The organism is Sorangiineae bacterium MSr11954 (genome assembly GCA_037157815.1).
Lineage (GTDB): Bacteria > Myxococcota_A > Polyangia > Polyangiales > Polyangiaceae > Pendulispora > Pendulispora albinea.
Genome location: CP089984.1, coordinates 2,802,697 through 2,823,980, shown reverse-complemented (window position 1 = coordinate 2,823,980; position 21,284 = coordinate 2,802,697). Strand labels below are relative to the sequence as shown.

19 protein-coding genes are annotated in these 21,284 nt (G+C 66.6%); 11 read left to right on the top strand and 8 right to left on the bottom strand.

Annotation, left to right across the window (positions count from 1 at the left end; all coding sequences use genetic code 11):
• Positions 1-212 precede the first annotated feature (212 nt).
• Positions 213-2,450: a M3 family metallopeptidase gene (locus LZC94_10920; protein WXB17763.1), complete on the top strand. Its 2,238-nt coding sequence runs from the start codon at positions 213-215 to the stop codon at positions 2,448-2,450.
• Between the two features lie 122 nt (positions 2,451-2,572).
• Here LZC94_10920 and LZC94_10915 read toward each other — a convergent pair whose 3' ends face one another.
• Positions 2,573-3,007 (bottom strand): OsmC family protein, encoded by a 435-nt coding sequence (locus tag LZC94_10915; GenBank protein WXB17762.1) that lies wholly within the window; start codon positions 3,005-3,007, stop codon positions 2,573-2,575.
• Positions 3,008-3,184: 177 nt separating this feature from the next.
• Here LZC94_10915 and ylqF point away from each other — a divergent pair, with 177 nt between their 5' ends.
• From ylqF to LZC94_10900, 3 genes are all read left to right on the top strand, one after another.
• Positions 3,185-4,147 carry a ribosome biogenesis GTPase YlqF gene (gene ylqF / locus LZC94_10910; protein ID WXB17761.1) on the top strand — a complete coding sequence of 321 codons (963 nt, stop codon included), beginning with the start codon at positions 3,185-3,187 and terminating at the stop codon, positions 4,145-4,147.
• Positions 4,148-4,183: 36 nt separating this feature from the next.
• Positions 4,184-4,684 (top strand): hypothetical protein, encoded by a 501-nt coding sequence (locus LZC94_10905; protein WXB17760.1) that lies wholly within the window; start codon positions 4,184-4,186, stop codon positions 4,682-4,684.
• 75 nt (positions 4,685-4,759) lie between these two features.
• The gene (locus tag LZC94_10900; protein ID WXB17759.1) at positions 4,760-5,170 is read left to right on the top strand and encodes a cyanoglobin; all 411 of its coding nucleotides are present in this window, start codon (positions 4,760-4,762) and stop codon (positions 5,168-5,170) included.
• A gap of 13 nt (positions 5,171-5,183) precedes the next feature.
• On the opposite strand, the gene LZC94_10895 is transcribed toward LZC94_10900, so the two are convergent.
• Both LZC94_10895 and LZC94_10890 read right to left on the bottom strand, forming a co-directional pair.
• Positions 5,184-6,533 carry a TrpB-like pyridoxal phosphate-dependent enzyme gene (locus LZC94_10895; protein WXB17758.1) on the bottom strand — a complete coding sequence of 450 codons (1,350 nt, stop codon included), beginning with the start codon at positions 6,531-6,533 and terminating at the stop codon, positions 5,184-5,186.
• A 52-nt stretch (positions 6,534-6,585) separates the two neighbouring features.
• Positions 6,586-7,272 (bottom strand): DNA alkylation repair protein, encoded by a 687-nt coding sequence (locus tag LZC94_10890; protein WXB17757.1) that lies wholly within the window; start codon positions 7,270-7,272, stop codon positions 6,586-6,588.
• A gap of 68 nt (positions 7,273-7,340) precedes the next feature.
• Here LZC94_10890 and thpR point away from each other — a divergent pair, with 68 nt between their 5' ends.
• Both thpR and LZC94_10880 read left to right on the top strand, forming a co-directional pair.
• Complete coding sequence (gene thpR, locus LZC94_10885) at positions 7,341-7,937, top strand: RNA 2',3'-cyclic phosphodiesterase (protein ID WXB17756.1); 597 nt, start codon at positions 7,341-7,343, stop codon at positions 7,935-7,937.
• A gap of 32 nt (positions 7,938-7,969) precedes the next feature.
• Positions 7,970-8,983 carry a pirin family protein gene (locus tag LZC94_10880; GenBank protein ID WXB17755.1) on the top strand — a complete coding sequence of 338 codons (1,014 nt, stop codon included), beginning with the start codon at positions 7,970-7,972 and terminating at the stop codon, positions 8,981-8,983.
• Positions 8,984-8,997: 14 nt separating this feature from the next.
• Here LZC94_10880 and LZC94_10875 read toward each other — a convergent pair whose 3' ends face one another.
• Entirely contained in the window at positions 8,998-10,056 is a 1,059-nt protein-coding gene (locus tag LZC94_10875; GenBank protein WXB17754.1) for an NAD(P)-dependent alcohol dehydrogenase, read from the bottom strand.
• A 248-nt stretch (positions 10,057-10,304) separates the two neighbouring features.
• Here LZC94_10875 and LZC94_10870 point away from each other — a divergent pair, with 248 nt between their 5' ends.
• The gene (locus LZC94_10870) at positions 10,305-11,234 is read left to right on the top strand and encodes an AraC family transcriptional regulator (protein ID WXB17753.1); all 930 of its coding nucleotides are present in this window, start codon (positions 10,305-10,307) and stop codon (positions 11,232-11,234) included.
• Between the two features lie 167 nt (positions 11,235-11,401).
• Complete coding sequence (locus LZC94_10865; protein WXB17752.1) at positions 11,402-11,914, top strand: hypothetical protein; 513 nt, start codon at positions 11,402-11,404, stop codon at positions 11,912-11,914.
• Between the two features lie 286 nt (positions 11,915-12,200).
• On the opposite strand, the gene LZC94_10860 is transcribed toward LZC94_10865, so the two are convergent.
• Positions 12,201-12,827: a nucleotidyltransferase family protein gene (locus LZC94_10860; GenBank protein ID WXB17751.1), complete on the bottom strand. Its 627-nt coding sequence runs from the start codon at positions 12,825-12,827 to the stop codon at positions 12,201-12,203.
• 151 nt (positions 12,828-12,978) lie between these two features.
• On the opposite strand from LZC94_10860, the gene LZC94_10855 reads away from it, so the two are divergent.
• Positions 12,979-15,216 carry a molybdopterin-dependent oxidoreductase gene (locus tag LZC94_10855; protein WXB17750.1) on the top strand — a complete coding sequence of 746 codons (2,238 nt, stop codon included), beginning with the start codon at positions 12,979-12,981 and terminating at the stop codon, positions 15,214-15,216.
• 11 nt (positions 15,217-15,227) lie between these two features.
• Positions 15,228-15,683: a (2Fe-2S)-binding protein gene (locus LZC94_10850; GenBank protein WXB17749.1), complete on the top strand. Its 456-nt coding sequence runs from the start codon at positions 15,228-15,230 to the stop codon at positions 15,681-15,683.
• A 177-nt stretch (positions 15,684-15,860) separates the two neighbouring features.
• On the opposite strand, the gene LZC94_10845 is transcribed toward LZC94_10850, so the two are convergent.
• Entirely contained in the window at positions 15,861-17,414 is a 1,554-nt protein-coding gene (locus LZC94_10845) for a S8 family serine peptidase (GenBank protein WXB17748.1), read from the bottom strand.
• A 351-nt stretch (positions 17,415-17,765) separates the two neighbouring features.
• On the opposite strand from LZC94_10845, the gene LZC94_10840 reads away from it, so the two are divergent.
• Positions 17,766-18,488 carry a 2OG-Fe(II) oxygenase gene (locus tag LZC94_10840; protein WXB17747.1) on the top strand — a complete coding sequence of 241 codons (723 nt, stop codon included), beginning with the start codon at positions 17,766-17,768 and terminating at the stop codon, positions 18,486-18,488.
• A gap of 25 nt (positions 18,489-18,513) precedes the next feature.
• Here LZC94_10840 and LZC94_10835 read toward each other — a convergent pair whose 3' ends face one another.
• Together LZC94_10835 and LZC94_10830 are read right to left on the bottom strand one after the other, a co-directional pair.
• Positions 18,514-19,254, bottom strand: coding sequence for a hypothetical protein (locus tag LZC94_10835; GenBank protein ID WXB17746.1), 741 nt, complete (start codon positions 19,252-19,254; stop codon positions 18,514-18,516).
• Positions 19,255-20,338: 1,084 nt separating this feature from the next.
• Positions 20,339-21,253, bottom strand: coding sequence for a LysR family transcriptional regulator (locus tag LZC94_10830; protein WXB17745.1), 915 nt, complete (start codon positions 21,251-21,253; stop codon positions 20,339-20,341).
• Positions 21,254-21,284 lie beyond the last annotated feature (31 nt).

Genomic DNA, 21,284 nt, shown 5'->3' with positions numbered 1-21,284 from the left:
TACCCGCGCGCGCTCCCGTGCAACCTCCGCCGAGTCCGTCAATACGCGCCTCGGGCCCCGCGCGGGCCGTCGCGGGCGCATCGCGGGCGAAAATTCCTCTTTCGTCCGCCTGGCGACCCCTGGCGTTCGGGCGCGTTCACGCCTATCCATCATGCACGCTGCCCGCGTTTTGCGCGGTTTCCTCGTTTTTATCGTCCAGGAGTAGTTCGTCGATGCGAAATGCCTTTTTCCTCGGTGCAGGTGCCGTAGCTCTCGTCTCCGCGTCGTGCGCACCGGCCGCGCAAGATGCGAAGGGTCCAGCCCACAGCGCCTCCGCGGCCGCACCCGGCGGCTCGTCGCCCTCCGCGCCGCCGCCGGCGCCCAATGGGAACAACCCGTTGCTCGCGAAGTGGGCCGGCCCATACGGGGGTGTGCCCCCGTTCGCCAAGGTGAAGGTCGAGCAGTTCAAGCCGGCCCTCGAAGGGGCCATGGATCTGGAGCGCCGCGAGATCGCGGCCATCGTGGACAACCCGGCGGCGCCGACGTTCGCGAACACGATCGCGGCGCTGGAGGACGCGGGGCGGACCTTCCACGACGTGACGGTGATCTACGACATTTGGTCGTCGAACATGAACAGCCCCGAGTTCCAGGCGATCGAGCGCGAAATGGCCTCGAAGCTCGCGGCGTTCTCGGATGAGATCAACCAGAACGAGAAGCTCTTCAAGCGCATCGAGGCCGTCTACAACTCGCCCGAGAAGGCGAAGCTGACCCCGGAGCAGCAGCGGCTCGTGTGGCGCCACTACACCACGCTCGTGCGCGCGGGGGCCAAGCTCGATGCCACGGCCAAGGCGCGGGCGTCGGAGATCAACCAGCGGCTCGCCACCTTGTTCACCACCTTCAGCCAGAACGTGCTGGCCGACGAGGAGAACGAGGCGCTCATCCTCGACAAGGAGTCCGATCTCGCGGGGCTCCCGGACTCGGTCCGCTCGGGCGCGGCGGCGGCAGCGGCCGCGCGGGGCGCCAAGGGGAAGTGGGCCGTCACCAACACGCGCTCGTCGGTGGAGCCGTTCCTCACGTACTCGACGCGCGACGATTTGCGCGAGAAGGTGTGGAAGACCTTCGTCAATCGCGGCGATGGCGGCGGCGCGCACGACAACAACAAGATCATCGCCGAGATCCTCAAGCTCCGCGCGGAGCGGGCCAAGCTCTTGGGGTACCCGACCCACGCGCACTGGCGCCTCGACGACACGATGGCCAAGACGCCCGAGCGCGCGACGGCGCTGATGGAGGCGGTCTGGAAGCCGGCGGTGGCGCGCGTGCGCGAGGAGGTGGCCGACATGTTGGCGGTCGCCAACAAAGAGAACAAGAAGGACAAGAAGCCGGCGAAGCAGAAGATCGCGCCCTGGGATTATCGCTATTACGCGGAGAAGGTCCGGAAAGCGAAGTACGATCTCGACGCCAACGAGGTGAAGCCGTACCTCCAGCTCGAGAAGCTGCGCGAGGGCATGTTCTGGGTGGCGGGCGAGCTCTTGAACTTCAGCTTCACCCCCGTCAGCGGGGTGGAGGTGTTCCACCCCGACGTGCGCGTCTGGGAGGTGAAGAACAAGCAAACGGGCAAGCACGTCGGCCTTTGGTACTTCGATCCCTATGCGCGGCCGGGCAAGCGCTCGGGCGCATGGATGAACGACTACCGCCGGCAGGAGCGCTTCAAGGGCGAGATCACGACCATCGTGAGCAACAACTCCAACTTCGTGAAGCCCAAAGAGGGTGAGCCGGTGCTCATCAGCTGGGACGACGCCAAGACGCTCTTCCACGAGTTCGGGCACGCCCTGCACGGACTGAGCTCCGACGTGACGTATCCGACCGTCTCCGGCACCAACGTGGCGCGCGACTATGTCGAGTTTCCGTCGCAGCTGCTCGAGCACTGGGTGGAGACGCCCGAGGTGCTCAATCGATTTGCGCTGCACTACAAAACGGGGCAGCCGATCCCGCAGGAGCTCTTGGCGAAGATCCAGAAGGCGTCCACCTTCAATACGGGATTTGCCGCCGTCGAATACCTCTCCAGTGCGCTCATCGATATGAAGCTGCACCTGGCTGGGAGCAAGGACATCGACCCGGACGCGTTCGAGCGCGATACCTTGAAGTCCCTGGGGATGCCGGATGAAATCGTGATGCGGCACCGCACACCGCAGTTCAGCCACATCTTCGCCAGCGACGACTACTCGGCCGGGTACTACAGCTACCTCTGGTCGGATACGCTCACGGCGGACGCCTACGAGGCGTTCACGGAGGCCAAGGGGCCGTACGATGCGGCGGTCGCCGAGCGGCTGCGCAAGAACGTGTTCGCCACCGGCGATACCATCGATCCGGCGGAGGCGTACCGCGCGTTCCGCGGCAAAGATGCCGGGATCGGGCCGCTCATGCGCAAGCGAGGCTTTGCCGACTCGGGGGCGAAGAAGACCGCGAAGTAATCGTTTTCGCGCGCGCGCGCGCGCCCGTACACGTTCCCTTTCCCGATCTTCTCTCTGGAGACAACGGGAACGGGAGCGGGTACGGGTACGGGTATAGCGGACGGCGTTTGGGCTAGACGGGACTAAAGCAGCTTTGCGTTGAGGGTGATGGGGGTGGCGGCGAGGGCCTTCGAGACGGGGCAATTTTGCTTTGCGCCCTCGGCGAGGGTTTGGAACTTTACGGGATCGAGGCCGGGGACCCGGGCCTCCAGCTCGAGGGCGATGGTTCGGATGGCAAATCCGTTTTCGACCTTGGTGAGATCGACGGAGGCGACCACGCGCAGCTCTTGGGGAGCGTGGCCGGCGTCGGTCAACGCGAAGGACAGCGCCATGGCGAAACACCCCGCGTGCGCCGCGCCGAGGAGCTCTTCGGGATTGGTGCCCGCTTTACCATCCTCGCTTTGAAATCGTGTTTTGAACGAATAGGGCTGATTGGTAAAGACCCCGCTCTGCGTCGTGAGTGCCCCCTCACCTTGAAGTCCGTTCCCCTTCCACACGGCAGTGCTCTTACGGATCATGGTTCGTCTCCTCGCTTCGTGGGTCGCCTGCTCGCGAACGGGCACATACTGCCGTCGCGCGCGGACGTGTCAAGCTCGCGCCCTCCGCACGCCGGCGAGTCTTCCCGCATGCCAACCGAGGACGGAAGAGTCGGTAAGCTTTAGGTGCCCGAGGAGGTAGTGCTATACCGGAGGGCGATGACCATCCAGTGGTACCCGGGCCACATGAACAAGGCCCGCAAGGCCATCGCCGAGGCGCTGCCCACCAAAGACGTGGTGCTCGAGGTGCTGGACGCGCGCATGCCCCGCGCCAGCGCCAATCCCGTCTTGGGCGAGCTCTGCGCGCACAAGGCGTGCATCAAGATCCTGAGCAAGAGCGATCTCGCCGATCCCGAGGTCACCAAGGCGTGGATCCGTTATCTCGAGCAGGCGGCGAGCGCGGGCGGGGACGGAAAGGTGGCCGCCATCGCGCTCACCACCGCGCGCCCCGGTGAAATACGGGCCAAGATCCCCGAGCTGTGCAAGCGGCTCGTTCCCCACCGGACCGGGCCGGGCAAGAGCGTGCGGGCCATGGTGGTGGGCATCCCCAATGTCGGCAAGTCGACCTTGATCAACACGCTCATGGAGCGAAAGGTCACCAAGGTGGGCGACGAGCCGGCGGTCACCAAGAGCCAGCAGCTGGTCACCCTCAAGAGCGGCATGACCCTCTCGGACAACCCCGGCATCCTCTGGCCTCGCAGCGACATCGACAGCGACGCGACCATGCGGCTCGCCCTCGGCGGCGCCGTGCCCGACACCGTCATGGACTACGAGCACGTGGGGCTCTTCGCGGCGGAGTTTTTCATGGCGCGCTACGCTCCGCTGCTCCGCGCGCGCTTCAAGCTCGAGGAGCTCCCGGGCTCGCCGCTGGAGACGCTTCGTGCCATTGGACGAAAGCGCGGCTGCGTCCGGAGCGGCGGGGTCATCGACTTGCACAAGGCGGGCGACGTGCTGGTCCACGAGTTCCGAAACGGCACCCTGGGACGAATCAGCCTGGAGGCGCCCGACGACCGCGATCGCGCGGCGCAAGGCGCTCGTACCGCGCAAGGCGATCGCGCGGCGCAAGGCGACCTGGAGACCCCCGGCGACGATCCCGAGGCGGGCCCGCCGAGCGATCCCTGAGGGCCGCGCGGGCCAACTTGTGGCATGGTCGCCACCATGCCGCTCTCGGAAGAAGCTTTCTCCGCGCTCGTCGAAACGGGGTGCCCCGATTGCCCGACGAAGAAGGTCACCATCGAAGCGCTGGTGGCGCAGAAGCTCCCCCTGCTCGGGGGTGAGGTGTACGGGGCTCCCTCGTGGGTCTACAAGGGGGAGGATCTCGTGCGCGGGACCTACCTCATCGCGTGCGCGAGCTGCAAAAAGGAGCTCTTCTCCGCCCAGGCGTGCCCTCGCTGCCAGGCCGAAGGTGGGGTCGAGCGGGCGCTGGCCGAGGAGAACGCCTTTCCGCTCCCGGCCGCGTGCGCGAGCTGCGGAAGCGAGCGCCTCACCGCCACCGCGTTCGTCCCGGCCACCGTCGTGTACGAGGGCAAGCGCGCGAGCAAAGCCCGCACCCACGTGGCGCCGGAGGATCCGGGGTTCCACGCGTTCCGTGCAGCATGCATGGATTGTCCGACCATCGACGAGCGGCGCCAGCCGTGCCCGCTCTGCTCCGCCCGCTAGCGGAGCTCCCCGCGCGGCGCCCGGAAACCGGATCCGACCTCCTGCGTTCGCCCGGAATTCGACTACAGTCATCGCGTGGCATCGCCCATCGGACCGAGCAATACCCCCTTCGACAACCTTGGCCACGACGGAGCCCTCGCGCTCGCGACCCGCTTCTACGATCACATGGACGCGAACGAGCCGGAGCTCGTGGCCGTGCACCGCACCGACGCGCAGGGACGGGTCGCGCGCGAGGTTCGCGACCGTTTCGGCGCCTTCCTGGTGGAGTGGCTCGGGGGCCCGCAGATCTATTCGAGCGTCCACGGGCACCCGCGGCTGCGCATGCGCCACGGCCACGTGCCCATCGAGAGCACCTTGCGCGATGCGTGGCTGCGCTGCATGAAGGCGGCGCTCGATCACCCCACCGTCCACCCCGACGTGCGCGACTACCTCGGACGCCGCTTCGCCGAGGTCGCCGACTTCTTGCGCAACAAGCCGGATCGTTGAGCGCGCGCCCCCGTCAGACCTGCGGTAGCTTCGCCATGGATCGGGCGACGGCCTCCTCGGGGTAGGCAAAGTCCTCCAGCTTGCCGGCGAAGTAGGCGTCGTAGGCGCCGAGATCGAAGTGCCCGTGGCCGGACAGGTTGAAGAGGATGACCCGCGCCGCGCCCTCGCGATCCGCGGCCTCGGCCTCCTCGATGGCCGCTCGAATGGCGTGGGCGCTCTCGGGGGCGGGGAGGATGCCCTCGGCGCGCGCGAAGGTGATGGCCGCCTCGAAGCAGGCGAGCTGCGGGTAGGCCACCGCGGAGACCAACCCCTCGTGCACGAGCTTCGAGACCAGCGGCGCAGCCCCGTGGTAGCGAAGGCCGCCCGCGTGAATGCCGGGCGGCATGAAGTCGTGGCCGAGGGTGTGCATCTTGACGATGGGGGTCATGCCCACGGCGTCGCCGAAGTCGAAGGCGTACGTCCCCTTGGTGAGGGTGGGGCAGCTGGTGGGCTCGGCGGCCAGCAGGCGCACCTCCTTGCCGTGCAGCTTGTCGCGCGCAAAGGGGAGCGCGATGCCGGCGAAATTGCTCCCGCCGCCGTGACAGCCGATGACCACGTCCGGGTATTCACCGGCGAGCTTCATTTGCTCCTGCGCCTCCAGGCCGATGATCGTTTGGTGCAGGCACACGTGGTTGAGCACCGAGCCGAGCGCATAGTTCGTATCGGCGTGGGTGGCCGCGTCCTCCACCGCCTCCGAGATGGCCATGCCGAGCGAGCCCGGGCTCGTGGGATCGCTGGCGAGCATGCCCCGCCCGGCGTTCGTGCGGTCCGTGGGCGACGGGAACACCTCCGCGCCCCACGCGTGCATCATCGAGCGCCGATAGGGCTTTTGCTCGTAGCTCACCTTCACCATGTACACGGTGACCTCGAGCCCGAAGAGCCGCCCCGCGTACGCGAGCGAGCTGCCCCACTGACCGGCCCCCGTCTCCGTGGCCAGCCGGCGCACCCCCGCCCGCGCATTGTAATAAGCCTGCGCGACCGCCGTATTCGGTTTATGGCTCCCCGCCGGCGAGACGCCCTCGTATTTATAATAAATATGCGCGCGCGTACCGAGCGCGCGCTCCAGGCGGTGCGCGCGAAAGAGCGGCGTGGGCCGCCATTGCACCAAGGATTGCCGAATTTCGTCCGGGATGGCGATCTCCGGCTGCGCGCTCATCTCCTGCTCGATGAGCGCCATGGGGAAGAGCGGCGCGAGATCGTCGGGGGTCACCGGTTGCCGCGTGCCCGGGTGCAGCACGGGCGCGGGCGGCGTGGAGAGCTCGCCGAGGATGTTGTACCAATAGCGCGGCAGCTGATCTTCGTTCAGAAGGTATTTGGTCGTCATCGGCTCGTTCCTTTCTATCCCGCGATCCATCGCTCATCCGATTCAACGCGATTCAACTCGATAGGTATTTGGTCGCCTCGCGCCGCGTGAGGCCGGCCATGCGCTCGCCGTGGCGCGCGACGAACGCGTGCACCAGCTCGGGGCGCTTCTTGGAAGTCTCGCGCAGCACCCAGCCGATGGCCTTGCGGATGAAGAACTCCTTCTCGCCCAGCATGGGGACCGCGAGCTCCTCGAACAGCGCGAAGTCCCCCTCCCCTGCGCGGAGCGCGTCGTGCTGCGCCAGGAGCGCGGTGCGGCGCACCCAAAAGTCGGGATCGCGGGCCCAAGCGCGCAAGAGCCCGGGCATCGAGCGGTGCTCTTGCACGGTGGGGCCGAGCACCTTGGTCGCGATCCAGTCGACGTGCGCCCACCCCGGGCACTGCCGCACGCACGCGAGGAGCCACGCGGCGTCGCGCGCGTCGAGGCGATCGCGCAGGCGCTCGAGCAGCGCGATGCCGGCCGAGCGCAGATCGTGGTAGTCGGTCCCGAGGAGCGCGTCCACGATGGCGCGAAGGTCGCTTCGATCGAGCTCCGTGTGCGCCCGCGCAAAGTCGGCGGCGGCCCGGCGAACTTTGGGTATGCTCACGCCGTGAAAGCGAAGGGTGCTCTTGAGATAGGCTTTCTCTTGCCGCGCACGATCGGCATCGCCCTCCGCGCGAAATCGGGCGCGAAAGAAGCGGACGGCGTCCTCGGGGTCCATCCGCCGATGGTAGCGCGCTTGAGGCGCGCGTGGAGCCCGCGAAACCCCGCCCCGCCGCGGAGGCGAAAATGAGCCAGGAAGCACGCTCCGAGGACGCGGCGCGCGCCTTCATCGCGCTCGATCCCGACCCGCGAACCCGCGAGCTCTTGACGGAGCGCATGGCCGCCGTACGCGCCCTCCCCGGGCTGCCCCGCCTTCGATGGGTCGTGCCCAACGATCTGCACGTGACCCTCAAGTTCCTGGGCGACACCCCGCGCGAGCGCATCGCCGGCATCGAGGCCGCCCTGGGGCCCATCGCCGCGGCGGCCACCGCGCCCTGCTTTCGCCGCGCGATCTTCGAGGCCTTCCCGCGCTTGGATCGCGCCAATGTGCTCGTCTTCGAGCTCGACGACGAGGGCCCCTGCGCCCAGCTCGCGGCAGCGGTGGAAGACGCCGCCTTCGGGCTTGGCTTTCCCCGCGAGGGCCGGCGCTATCGGCCCCATGTGACCATGGCGCGGGCGCGCCCTCCGTGCGATGTACGCTTCGCGGCCGCCGCCATGCCGCCCATCGACCTGGGGCGCGTCCCCTTTACCTCGATGACCCTCTACGAGAGCCGCACGCCCCCGCAAGGCGCCCAAACCCGAGAACGCTACACCCCCCTCGTACGCTTCGCGCTGGGCGGCTAGACGCCCCGCGCGGGGTGGCTAGATTCGTGCGCATGCAAAGCCCGATACTGGATGTTCGGCCGCTCGGATTTCCTTGGGAGACGCCCAACCCCTTCTTGTTCTGCGTCCATCATCGCGACACCTACCCCGCGGGCAACGAACGCCTGGGGCCGGCCGCCTCGCTGGCCGGGCGAAACTTGGGCGAGGACTTCACCCTCAAGGACGGATGGCGCATGTACCATGGCAAGGTCGTGCCCGGCTTCCCGCAGCATCCGCACCGCGGGTTCGAGACGGTCACCATCGTCCGGCAAGGCTACATCGATCACGCGGACTCGCTGGGCGCCGCCGCGCGATTTGGCGCGGGCGACGTGCAGTGGCTCACCGCCGGCGGCGGCATCGTGCACTCGGAGATGTTCCCGCTCCTCGATCGCGAGCAGCCGAACACCCTCGAGCTCTTTCAAATCTGGCTCAATCTCCCCAGCGAGGACAAGCTCACCTCGCCGCACTTCATGCTCTGGAGCCACGATATCCCCCGCGTCACCGCGGTGGACGGCGACGGTCGCAAGGCCGAGATCACGGTCGTCGCCGGGAGCCTCGACCAGCGCCGCGCCCCCGCACCCCCGCCCCGCTCCTGGGCCTCGCGCGCCGATACGGACGTGGCCATCTGGAGCATCCGCCTGGAGCCGCACGCCGCGTGGACCCTGCCGCGCGCCCATCACCCCGCGGTCGCGCGGCAGCTCTATTTCTTCCAAGGAAACGATCTGCGCATCGGCGGCGAGACCTTGGCCTCGCACGCCAGCATCCGCCTCGATCCCGGCGCCGAGGTGCCGATCGTTGCCGGGGCAACAGGATGCGATCTCCTCCTGCTGCAAGGCCGGCCCATCGCCGAGCCGGTCGTGCAGTATGGCCCCTTCGTCATGAACACCCGCGCCGAGATCGAGCGCGCCTTCGCCGACTACCAGCGCACCCGGTTCGGCGGATGGCCGTGGCCCGCCGACGATCCCGTGCACCCGCGCGACCAAGGCCGCTTCGCCCGCCACGTGGACGGGCGCGTGGAGAAGCGGTAGACCCCGACGCGCGGCTAGCTCGCCGACAGCGACGCGTTGTCGATCACGAAGCGGTAGCGAACGTCGCTGCGCAGCATGCGCTCGTAGGCCTCGTTGATTTTTTGGATCGGGATCACCTCGACGTCGGAGGTGATCCCGTGCTTGCCGCAAAAGTCGAGCATCTCTTGCGTCTCGCGGATGCCGCCGATGAGCGAGCCGGCGATCTGGCGGCGCTTGAAGATGATGTTCGAGATGTTCGGCGACGGGTGCGGGTGCTCCGGGGCGCCCACCAGGCACAAGGTGCCATCGCGTTTGAGCAAGGTCGTAAATGGGTCCAGATCGTGCGACACGGCCACGGTGTTCACGATGAGATCGAAGCTCTCGGTGTGCTTGCGCATCTCGCTCGCGTTCTTGGATACGACGACCTCGTCGGCCCCCAGGCGCTTGCCGTCTTCGATTTTGCTGGCCGAGGTGGTGAACAGCACCGTCTGGGCGCCGAACGCGTGCGCAAACTTCACCCCCATATGGCCCAACCCGCCAAGGCCCACGATACCGACCTTCTTGCCCGGGCCCGCCTTCCAATGCCGGAGCGGCGAATACAAGGTAATACCCGCGCACAAAAGCGGCGCGGTGCCCGCCAGGTCCAGGTTGCTCGGCACGTGAAGGACGAAGTCCTGGTCGATCACGATCTTTCCCGAATAGCCACCGTAGGTCGATTTGCCGGGGAAGTCCTTGTCGGGGCTACCGTAGGTGAGGGTAAAGGTGCCCTCGCAATACTGCTCGAGCCCCTCTTTGCAGCTCGGGCAGGTTCGGCACGAGTCCACCAGGCAGCCCGCGGCCGCCAGATCCCCGGCCTTGAAATTTTTGACCTCGGCACCGACCCGGCTCACCCTTCCCACGATCTCGTGCCCCGGTACCACCGGGTACAGGCTGCTCTTCCACTCGTTGCGCACCATGTGCAAATCGGAGTGGCACACACCGCAATAAAGAACCTCGATCTCGATGTCCCGCGGACCGGGCTCGCGGCGCTCGATCGAAAACGGGGCCAGCGGAGAAGTTGCACTTTGTGCTGCGTAGCTTGACGTCTTGCTCACGAATCATCTCCCTTCGAGCGATGCACGATCACCCATCCGACCGAGCTGGGGCCGCGCCCTCGCGGCGGTGACCCTTCGTCGGATCGGCAGTTGATCAGATAAGGGATCGCCGCGAGCCCCTCAATGCACGATCGTGCGGAAGCCTTGCCCAATCCTCCGAGGCCCCACATCTTTCGTGGAAGTTCGAGTGTTTTCCTAATACATTTCTGCAATGCGACCTCTCGGTCCGCGAGGGAGAAGATGACCCGATGAGCCACTGGATCGCTGCGAGGGAACGGGTGACCTCGCTCTTGAAGGAGCTCGCCAACGCCGCGTGCGTCGCCCGAGGGGATGAACCGAGGTCCTGCGGAATGAGACCTTCGGGTCTGGACGGCGTGGGCATCGTCTCCGCGTTCGAGTCGCTGCCGCGATCGCCCACCGTCTACGAGCCGAGCATCGTGATCCTCGCCCAAGGGCAGAAGAGAGGCTACCTCGGCGATCAGGTGTACACGTACGACGCGGACAATTATCTGGTCCTGTCGGTGCCGCTCCCCTTCGAGTGCGAGACGTTCGCCTCGCCCGCCGAGCCGCTGCTCGGGATCTCCTTGCACGTGGATCCCGCCACGCTGGGCGAGCTGCTCCTGGAAATGGACGACACCCCACCCGCGGGCGAAACGGCGCACGGGATCTATGCGAACCCCATGACCGACGAGCTCTCGGACGCCCTCGTGCGCCTCCTGGAGTGCCTTCGCTCACCGACCGATCGCCGGGTGCTCGGTCGGTCCATCGTGCGCGAGATGACGTATCGTGTTCTCTGCGGCGAGCAGAGTGGCGGTGCGCTGCGGGCGCTGGCCAGCCGGCATAGTCACCTTGGGCAGATCAGCAAGGTGCTGCGCCGGATTCACGCGGAGTACTCGGATAACCTCGACGTGGAGACACTGGCGCGCGAGGCCGGAATGAGCCACTCGACATTCCATCATCATTTTCGGGCGGTCACCTCGAGCTCCCCGCTCCAGTACCTCAAAAGCATCCGGCTGCACAAAGCGCGGCTGCTGATGGTGCAAGAGGGGCTCAACGCCAGCGTGGCGGCGCGCCATGTCGGATACGAGAGCGCCTCCCAGTTCAGCCGTGAGTTCAAGCGTTTCTTTGGCGATAGCCCAGCCGTAGACACGGCCAAGCTGCGCGCAGCACGCAGCTGATAACCACCTATGTAACTACCGTTCTCGACACGACGGCGGCCCCGGCTTTTCGAACGAGCGGATCTGCTTTATCCTTCGCGGGGTTGTCGCTTCATCATTCAGGGCGCCGCCCCCGGGGATACACCAGTACGAATCACGAGACGCTCGGTTCGGACATCATTTCCGTATTGCGCACGCTCTCGCTGCCGGAGCAGGTGCTGGGCGGAGACGAGGTGCGACGCCTCTCGGATGTGCGACCGGAGCGGTGGTATCCGATCGAATGGCTCCTGGAGCTGATGGAGAAGCTCGACGACCGCGTGGGGTACTACGGGCTGCTCCGAATGGGACGCATGGTCTTTACGCTCTCGCACGAGAAGCGGGTGCTGGCCTCGGCCACATCGGCCCATCACATCATCCATGGCCTCAACGATATGTACCGGCACGCCAACCGTGGTACGGGCATCGGCGGCTGGAAGGTGCTGCGCTTCGAGCCGGGGCACGCGGAGCTGGAGAAGAACACACCGCACCACTGCATCATGGAGCAAGGGATCCTCAAGGCCGCGCTGGCCGCCGTGGGGGCGCCTTCGTTGGTCTCGCAGCCCACGTGCTTTCGGCGGGGCGATAGTGTGTGCATCTACACGATCTCCTCGGTCATCGTCGACGAACGATGGACCGGGCAGCCACTATCGCGCCGAGGCTAACGTCGACCTATCGCAGAACGCCGCGTCGCGGGATGGCGCATCACGGGATGGCGCATCGCGGGATGGCGCATCGCGGAACACCGCATCGCAGAACGGCGCATCGCGAGATGGCGCATCGCGGGACGCCGTATCGCAGAACGGCGCATCGCGGAACGCCGCATCGCGAGATGGCGCATCGCGGGGCGCCGCATCGCGGGAGCCGCATCGCGGGACGGCGTATCGCGGAACGCCGTATCGCGGATCGGCCATCGCGAGGGCGCATCGCGGACGGCGCGGCGCGCGATCGTTAATCGTCTTCGTTTGCGCGGGCGCGAAGGAGGCGCAGATCCTCGGCCGTGTCGAGATCGCGCTCGCCATCTGGCAGCGGTACCACCCGAACATGCGGCGCGTGCCGCGCGAGCAGGTGCTTGCCGCCCTCCGAATCGGCCAGGTGCGTGAGCTCCTCCACGAACGCCGTGGAAAAGAGCACGGGCACCCCCGCCGTCCCCGCGTAACCGCTGGCCACGATGATGGCGCGCGCCTCGCTCGCGCGAAAGGTCGCCACCATGGCGTCGAGGTGCGCCGTCGTCAGCCGCAGCTGATCGCACAGCAAAAAGAGCATCGCTTCGTCCTCGGCGAGCGGGCCCAGCGCGCGCGCACCGCAACGGATGGACGAGCCCATGCCGGCCTCCCAATCCGGATTGTGCACCGCCCGAACCGAGAGCCCCGAGAGCTCCGCCACCATGTCCTCCTCGCGCGCCCCGAGCACCACGGTCACCGAGGCCACGTCCGCCGCCTGCGCGACATCGACCGCCCTGCGCAAAAGGCTTACACCCCCGAGCTCCACGAGCTGCTTGGGACGTCCCAAACGGCGCGAGCCGCCCGCCGCCAGGATCACGGCATGAACGGCGCGGCTTTTATGCGCGGAGCTCATGATTCGGTCGTGCTCATGAATCGGTCCTGAGGCTGAACGCTCGCGGGTTCATGACATTACGCGTCACTTCAAAATCGATACAAGTGTATACCCTTGATGTACAGTCGCAAAACGGCCATTCGTATTTCACTCCATCGAGGGGCGGTGAGTCATGCAGAAAGATCCGAGCGGCGATCGGTTGCGCAACGAATCGGCCGTCGAGGTGGATGTTCCCACGGACGCGGGCCTCGGACGCCGACGTTTTCTGACATACCTGATCGCGGCGCCCATTCTGACGGTGGCCTGTCGCTCGGAGCAGCTCGATGCGCCCCTGCCCGCGGAGACCGCCGGTGCATCGCAAGCGCCGCTCGGGATCCCCGACATCGTCGACCTTGGCGATGCCTTGATCCTCGCCGGAGCGCTCACCGTGTGGAACCTGGCCCTGGAGGTGAAACCCGACAACCGCATCGCGCTCCGCTTGCCGCGGGCCGAGGTCGGCCAAGGGATCACCACCACGGCCGCCATGTTGGTGGCCGAGGAGCTGGACGCGCGCTTGGCCGACGTCGAGGTGGCGCTCTGCGACGCCGAACCGGAGATCCTCTTCAACCAGCTCACCGCAGGCTCCAACTCGGTGCGCTCGCTCTACACCCCCATCCGGGCCACCGCGGCCGCGGCCCGCGCGCGCTTGGTCACGGCCGCCGCGCAGCTCTTCAAGGTGCCGGCGGACAAGCTCACCACCAAGGACACCTCGGTCATCGCGCCCGATGGGCGCCGCGCCACCTACGGCTCCCTCTCCGCGGCGGCCTCGCGGATCGTGCTGCCCGCCATTTCGCCGGCGCCCAAGGATCCGTCCAAGTTCACGGTGATTGGCGAGCCCACCACGCGCATCGACGCGCGTGAGATCGTCACCGGCAACGCCAAGTACACGATGGACCTGGACGTTCCGGGCGCGATGCCCACGGTGGTCGCGCGGCCCCCGACCATCAAGGGAACGGTGGCCTCGTTCGATGCTTCGGCCGCGCGTGGGATGCCGGGGGTCCTCGCCATCACCCCGATCCCCACCGGCATCGCGGTGACCGCCGAGACCTTTCACCAGGCGTTCATGGCGCGCGACGCGCTTCGCATCACGTGGAACGATGGCCCCATCGCCGCGCTCTCGGACGCGGACATCACGCGTAAGCTCACCTCCGCCCTCCTCCCGCTCGCCGTCCCGCCGGTCCTGAGCCTGCACGTCGACGCGGAGTTCGACTTTGCGTTCGTCAGCCATGCGCCCATGGAGGTGCTCAGCGCCGTGGCCGATGTGCGGGGCGGAAAAGCCGACGTGTGGTGCTCGTCCAAGTCGCCCATCATCGCGCAGCAGACCATCGCCGCCACCTTGGGCATGCCCCAGAGCGCCGTGACCGTGCACGTGGTGCGCGGCGGCGGCTCGTTTGGCCGGCGGCTCTTCTTCGACGCCGCGCTGGAGGCGGCGCAGGTGTCCAAGGCCATCGGCCGCCCCGTCAAGTTGATGTGGAGCCGCAACGACGACACCCGGCATGGCCGGATGCGGCCCGCGAGCCATCATAAGCTCCGAGCCACACACCTGCTCGGATCCGTGCTCACCTACGAGCACCGGGTGGCCGCCGTCAAAACCGATTTGGGCCACGGCCTGGGCGAGGCGCTGACCGCCATTGGCTTTACGCTCCTCGGCGGGGTGCCGAACCAGCTCTTCTTCCTTCTGTCCGAGAACGTCCCTTACAATTTCGGGGTGACTACGCAGCTTTTGTCCGAGGTGCCGCTCGAGATGCACACCGGCAGCTGGCGATCGGTCTATTCGGGTTTCGTCGCCGTGGCCAACGAGATCATGGTCGACGAGATCGCGCGCGCCCTCGGAAAAGATCCGGTGGCGTTCCGCAAATCGACTTTGTCCTCATCCCGCGCCAAGGCGGTGCTCGCAAAGGTGGCCAGCGCAGGCCACTGGGGCCGGACGATGCCACCCGGCACGGCCCAAGGTGTGGCCCTTCACGAAGAGTACAAATCGTGCGTCGCCTGTCTGGTGGAGATCGACACCCGGGATGCCGCGAACGGCCCGCGCGTGACGAAAGCCGTGGTGGCCGCCGACGTGGGCCGCGCCATCAATCCACGCGGGCTGGAGGCGCAGCTCATGGGCGCGACCACCGATGGCATCTCGGTGACCTTGCAAGCGGGTTTGCACATCGACAAGGGCGCGGTCCGCGAGGGGAGCTTTTCGGACTTTCGCTATGCGCGTATGCGCAACACGCCATTGGAGTTCGAAGTGCACATTCTGCCCCCCAGCGGAGAGCCGGGCGGCGCCGGGGAGCTCGCCTATCCGGCCGCCGCCGCCGCCGTGGCCAATGCCTATGCCCGTGCCACCGGTACGAGCCCTCGCCGTTTCCCCATCTCCGGGTAAGGACCACCACCATGCCGACCTACGACTTTACGCTCAACGGCCAATCGGTCACCGTCGAGGCCCCCGCCGATATGCCCCTCTTGTGGGTCCTGCGCGACAAGCTCGGAATCACCGGCCCCAAATACGGCTGCGGGGTCGGCGTGTGCCGCGCCTGCACCTGCCACCTCGACGGCGCCGCCTTTGCCGCGTGCCAGCTCAACATGGGCGATCTGCCGCCCGGCGCCTCGGTCACCACCATCGAGGGGCTCGCCACGAATGGGGTGCTGCACCCCGTTCAGCAAGCTTGGATCGATTGCGACGTGGCGCAGTGTGGTTTCTGCCAAGCGGGTCAAATCATGGCCGCCGCGGCATTGCTCGCATCCAAGCCGCGCCCCACCGATTCCGACATCGACACCATCGAAAACGTATGCCGGTGTGGCTCTTATTTCCGAATCCGGCAGGCGATCAAAAAAGCCGCCGGCGTGTGACCCGCGCGGTGCTCGTTCAGCGCTCGGCGCTCCGCGTTCAACGCTCGGCGCTCCGCGTTCAACGCTCGGCGCTCCGCGTTCAACGCTCGGCGCTCTGCGTTCAACGCTCGGCGCTCCGCGTTCAACGCGCGGCGCTCTGCGTTCAACGCTCGGCGCTCGGCGCTTGGCGTTCAACGCTCAGCGCCCGAGCTGCGATCCGACGGCTTTGTAGGCGTCGATGACGCCGTAGCCAAAGGTGTTGTTCGGAACGCTGGAGCCGCTGACACCACCGCATGTCTCCGTGGACGTCTTCGGTGCGGCGGTGCCGGTGACGATGCTCGTGATTTTGTCGACTTGGCCGCGCAATGCGGGCACGGCCGATAGGAGGAGCGCCACCTCGCCCACGACGTGCGGTCCGGCCATCGACGTGCCGCTGAAGGAGCCGGAGTACCTTCCGCCCGGCACCGCGGAGCGAATGGACACCCCCGGCGCGACGACCTCGGGCCCCAGGCCTCCATCGAGGGTGGAGGGCCCGCGGCTGGAGAACGAGGCGATGGCGCCGTTGCCATGGTTGTACGCGCCCACCACCAGCGCGTCGGGGCCATCGGTGGCCGGCTGATCGCGGATGCTCTTGCAGCCGGGACCATCGTTGCCGGCGGAGGCGACGAAGACGATGCCGGCCGCCTTCAGCGATCGAAGAACGGGCACGATCTCGGCGCCCTCGCAGCCCTCGGACGAGGGGCAACCCCATGAGTTGTTGATCACGTCGGGCGCCTTCGAAGGATCGCCTTGGGTCTCGGGATCGCCACCTTGCGGATAGGGGGCGAGGAACCATTGCGAGCACTCGATGTATGTCGAAGGCTTTCCCACCCCTGCATCCATATTTCGACATGCAATCCATTTGGCGTCCGGGGCCATTCCAATTTGATTGCCGGCGCCGTCGTCCCCCACGATGGTCCCCATGGTGTGCGTGCCGTGCTGATCGTCGTCGCAGGGCGCGGCGAGATCGTATCCACATCGGTTTCCGGAGCCGGAGTGGATGGCGTCGTGCCAGCTGTATCGATGATCGGCGGTGGCGCCGTCCCAGCCGCGGTAATGCGATTGGAGCGCCGGGTGCGTCCAATCGACCCCCGTGTCCTGCCCCGCGACCACCACCCCCGCGCCCTTGACGTGCAGCTCGTTCCAAACACGGACCGCGCCGGTGGCGGTGATGTTCGAGCCGATCGCCTCGGGGGACAGGCTCTCCGAACCTGGGCTTTGCACCCGCTTCAAAGCTACCGGCCGATCGAGCACGAGCCGCTCCACATCGGGCCGCGCCGCGAGGTGCCGCACCAAGCCGGGGCTCGCGTCGTTCACCAGCACGGCGTTGACGATATGAAAGCGCCGATACGATACGCCCTGACGCTGGAGCCAGCCGAGCAGCGGTCCTTGCGCGCGCTTGGCGTGCGCGACCAACCGCGCATGAACGGACGTGATCCGCGCCTCCTTCGAGGCCGATGCCAGCTCCGCGCGCGGCGCGAGATCCGCGGCGCCCTTCAAATAGACGAGCACCGACACCGGCGCGTGCCCATCTTCCATCGCCGGGCGAACCCCCTGCCCCAGCGCCGCTCCTCGCGACTCCCAGCTTTCATCGGAGGAAGCGCTGCATCCGCCCGCAAAGAGAACGAGCGGAGCAAAAGCGAATGGAGCGAATGAAAGAAGAGCGGTCGCGACGATGGATACCTTCGTTGCACCGAGGCCGAGTCGTTTCATGGGTCTCCTCCTATCGACGGCTCGATTGGGGATTGTGGAATGTGTTTTTTACGAACGTGTCACGCCTAATCCTCTATGGGCGCGCGCATCAAATACCGTCGCCGATCGGACGAACGGCACAATCAAATGAGGTGCGAGGTAGTTCGATGTACCACCACACATTCGCTCGGGCGAGGTCGTCGATTCTCGGCGCCCGCCAGGCCGAATCATGTTACATGAGCGTTTCGTCGTTCATCTCGAGCGAATTTGCAGCGGCGCGGGAACATGCGCACGATCCGCTGCGGGTTCCGGGGGCGACAGGGCGAAACAACGTACCCTCCGACCTTCGACCTTCGAGACGGAGCAGCAGCCATGGAACACCCCGATTTCATCGAGGTCTACGAGAACGCATTGGATTTGGTCACATGCACCAACATCATCCGTCAGTTCCAAACCAGCGAGCGCGTGCAACGGGGCCGGACGGGAGGCGGCGTCGATCTCGAGCTGAAGGACAGCTGGGACATGTCCATTTCCAACGCGCCCGAGTGGTCGTCCACCACGGTGATGCTCAACCAAATCGCCCTTCGCTGTCTGCGCCTCTACTTGCGGAAGTTCGCCCACGCCATCGTGGCGCCGCTGCACTTCAAAACGCCCAACCCGGCCACCGGCGCCCTCCAGCTCGTTCGCGCCGAGGAGCTGGCGACCACCGATGAGAGCTTTTTGACGACCTTGGCCGTCAAAGCGTTTCGACCCGGCGATATCAATCTTCAAAAATACGAATCCGACGTCGGCGGTTATCCCTATTGGCACTGCGAGCTCTATCCCAAACGCGACGATCACGGCGAGACGCTCCACCGCGTTCTTTTGTGGACCCTCTACCTGAATGACTCCTTCACCGAGGGCGAGACCGAGTTCCTCTATCAGTCGCGCAAAATCAGGCCAAAGGCAGGCTCCCTGCTCATCGCCCCCACGGCCTTCACCCATACCCACCGCGGCAACCGCCCCAAAGGCGGCGACAAATACATCGCCACCAGCTGGATCTTGTTCCGCCGCGCCGAACAACTCTACGAGGCGCAGCCTGCATCGGCACGATGACCGATTCTTCCGACTCGAAGCACGATCACGTGGGTGCTGCGGCCGGCGCCGGGGTCCGGCGCGGAGCAATGTCGTGGGCCGCCTTGCCCAAGGTGGCAGCCATGACCACCAGCGTCAAAACCATCGCCACCAAAACGATCCATGTGACATGACGACCGCGCGACGCCGCCTGGCTGATGATGTTGCGCATGGCGTCCTCGTCCTCGCCCGCCATGGGTGCCGCCGCCATCTTCGACACCACCGGCGACGCGGCCACCAGCGACGCGGCCATCGGAGGCACACCGGCGGGCGACACAGCCACCGGCCGCACCGCGCCCGACGCGACCACCGGCGGCGCAACGACCGGGGGCACCGCCATCGCTTTTGGCGCGGGCGCGGGCGGCTTGGGCGAACGCTTTGCGAGCGCGGCCTTGCGCTCCAACGCATCGGCGCGGGCGATCACCTCCCGGACCTCGGCCTCCGGAAAGACCGGCGTCACCGTCTCCAGGAACACGGGCGTGATGCGATCGCCCTCGTTGACATCGTCGTCGTCATCGAGCTTGACGAGGTGGGCGCGCGCACGTGCCCATTTTTCGCCCGCGAGATCGCTCTCATTGGTGACGATGCCGGAGTCGGCCACCCGAATGTCGAGGGTTCGCTCGGACCAACCGTCGACGAGCAGCTCGGCGTCCTCGAGACTGGGGACGGCAAACACCCGGGCGGCACGCTGACCGCCTGGAGGCGTGGGAACCCGATCGGCCTTCGATTTTTTGTTCGCCATACTCATGCACGGCCCTCGCCGAGACGATGAAGACGTAGTCTCCCCAGGCATCCAGCGCGGTGGCACATACGAACAGCTTCTTTTCGTGTGCAGTCAACCATCGTCGAAAGCGAGCCCCCCGCGGAAGATCGCGACGCACGTACCGACGGCGTCTCGACTTCTTCGGCGCACAACCCCACTCGTCTCACATTGTGAGGATTGTGCTTGCGCCAGGCTCAAGACCCCATTGCTATCCGAGTTAACCTCTTTTGGTTGTCTGTCAAACACGGATGAGATTTTTAGATGCGACGGCCTGCGCCCCCCAAAAAGCGTTGAGGAATGCACGGTGCGACCGTGCGTAGATGCACGGTCGCACCGCGGGGTCGACGCGTGGAATCCGTTCGCGCGCGGGGTGCCGACGTGCCCGTAGCCCGAAAACCCGCGGAGCGCGAGATCCCGATCGCCGCGAATGAAAGGCCACGCGCGCGTCCGGATACTTCTTGCCCAGATGGCCGACGACGTCGATGAGCCTTTCCCCATCGGGCTTCGTGCACTCGGGGCAGTCGGCCGGCAACGCGAGCTTCCACACGCTCCGCCAATGCGCTTGGAGGCACGGGGCGAGTTGCGCGTCGGATAGCCGCTGGCCCGCGTCGAGGAGGAGAAACGGGGACCGGGGAACGCGGGGACGTTGCGCGCGAGGTGCGCGGCGACATGGCTCGAGCCGGTGAAGGCTTGGTGATCGTAGATGGAACCGAGACCTGTTCGTCCGGGTTGGCACCACCCTGCACGTCGCCCGTGCAATATGGAATGTAGACGATGTTCCAATCTTTGACTGGATTGGCCGGGTTCGCGTCATGAAGCGCGCAGGTGGCCCCGCTGCAACAGCCGCCGCCACCTTGCAAATAGACCACGACCTTGTTCGCGCCCGCCTTTCGGCGAACACCAAAACCCCACCCTCCGGCCGATGCCGCCACCCGCGTTTGCGCCGATTCGAGGCGCGCGGAAGGCCCGTGGCAAAATATGAACCAAAATACATGTTCACATTGTAAAACCGGCGCGTCCAGCGCGAGCCCGGCCGAAAGGAGCCGAGCGCACGAGGCGCCAAAGTAGACTATCGACGCACACGCCCCCCTGCTTTGCCCAGCACGGGGGCCCACGCGATGACAGCGTTGACGAACGCGCGCACGTGCGCGGGAACGAGCTCCCGCTCCAGATAGACGACGGCGAGCCGCACATTGGCCTCGATGATGCCGGGCAGCACCTGCACCAGCGCCCCGCTCTGAAGGTACGGCTGCAAGATGCGGCCATCGAGGAACGCGATCCCCAGCCCGCGCAGGGCGGCGTCGGCCAGTAATCGAATATTGTTGGAGAAAAAAGCTCCCTCCACATGAACCATGCCGCCGGAGACCGGCCAATGCGTCTGCGGCAAATCGCCGTGTGCAAAGCCCATGAGGCAGCGGTGTTTCTTCAAATCGCTTTTCCGGCGAGGGGCCCCCTTCTCCGCCACGTACTCGGGCGACGCCACCGCGATGAGCTTGGAGCGCAACAAAGTGCGCGCGACCAGCCCCGGCTCGATATCCCGCGCCGCGCGGAGGGCCACGTCGTAGCCGTCGCGCCGCAAATCGACGAACCGGCTCGCGAAGTGGACGTGCAAACGCACATTGGGGTGCTCCTTGGCAAAGGCCCCGATCATCGCGAAGAAGCTCTCCTCGGTCGTGGGCGGCACCGACACCCGCAACTCGCCGCGGATGGTGGCGTCGGTGCGGCGGATGCTCGCCTCGGCGTCGCGGACGGCGTCCAGCGCGACGCGCGCGTGGCGGTAAAAGGTATCGCCGGCATCGGTCAGCGTGAGGCTGCGGGTCGTGCGGCGCACGAGCCGGGTGCCCAAGCGCTCTTCCAGCCGCGAAAGGCGGCGGCCGATGGTGGCGCGCGGCACACCGAGCTCCGAGGCCGCGCGGGACAGCGATTTGGCCTCCACGATCTTGGTGAACGCGAGCAGCTCCGCGCTCTCCACCGGTTCGTTCATTTGGATCATTTGTTGGCGGATGTTGCCACTT

Coding starts and splice junctions, on each gene's coding strand:
- LZC94_10830 (WXB17745.1), bottom strand. CDS start 21,253: ATGAACGAACCGGTGGAGAGCGCGGAGCTGCTCGCGTTCACCAAGATC.
- LZC94_10890 (WXB17757.1), bottom strand. CDS start 7,272: ATGGACCCCGAGGACGCCGTCCGCTTCTTTCGCGCCCGATTTCGCGCG.
- LZC94_10845 (WXB17748.1), bottom strand. CDS start 17,414: ATGAAACGACTCGGCCTCGGTGCAACGAAGGTATCCATCGTCGCGACC.
- LZC94_10840 (WXB17747.1), top strand. CDS start 17,766: ATGGAACACCCCGATTTCATCGAGGTCTACGAGAACGCATTGGATTTG.
- thpR (WXB17756.1), top strand. CDS start 7,341: ATGAGCCAGGAAGCACGCTCCGAGGACGCGGCGCGCGCCTTCATCGCG.
- LZC94_10870 (WXB17753.1), top strand. CDS start 10,305: ATGAGCCACTGGATCGCTGCGAGGGAACGGGTGACCTCGCTCTTGAAG.
- LZC94_10835 (WXB17746.1), bottom strand. CDS start 19,254: ATGAGTATGGCGAACAAAAAATCGAAGGCCGATCGGGTTCCCACGCCT.
- ylqF (WXB17761.1), top strand. CDS start 3,185: ATGACCATCCAGTGGTACCCGGGCCACATGAACAAGGCCCGCAAGGCC.
- LZC94_10895 (WXB17758.1), bottom strand. CDS start 6,533: ATGACGACCAAATACCTTCTGAACGAAGATCAGCTGCCGCGCTATTGG.
- LZC94_10915 (WXB17762.1), bottom strand. CDS start 3,007: ATGATCCGTAAGAGCACTGCCGTGTGGAAGGGGAACGGACTTCAAGGT.
- LZC94_10855 (WXB17750.1), top strand. CDS start 12,979: ATGCAGAAAGATCCGAGCGGCGATCGGTTGCGCAACGAATCGGCCGTC.
- LZC94_10850 (WXB17749.1), top strand. CDS start 15,228: ATGCCGACCTACGACTTTACGCTCAACGGCCAATCGGTCACCGTCGAG.
- LZC94_10860 (WXB17751.1), bottom strand. CDS start 12,827: ATGAGCTCCGCGCATAAAAGCCGCGCCGTTCATGCCGTGATCCTGGCG.
- LZC94_10920 (WXB17763.1), top strand. CDS start 213: ATGCGAAATGCCTTTTTCCTCGGTGCAGGTGCCGTAGCTCTCGTCTCC.
- LZC94_10905 (WXB17760.1), top strand. CDS start 4,184: ATGCCGCTCTCGGAAGAAGCTTTCTCCGCGCTCGTCGAAACGGGGTGC.
- LZC94_10880 (WXB17755.1), top strand. CDS start 7,970: ATGCAAAGCCCGATACTGGATGTTCGGCCGCTCGGATTTCCTTGGGAG.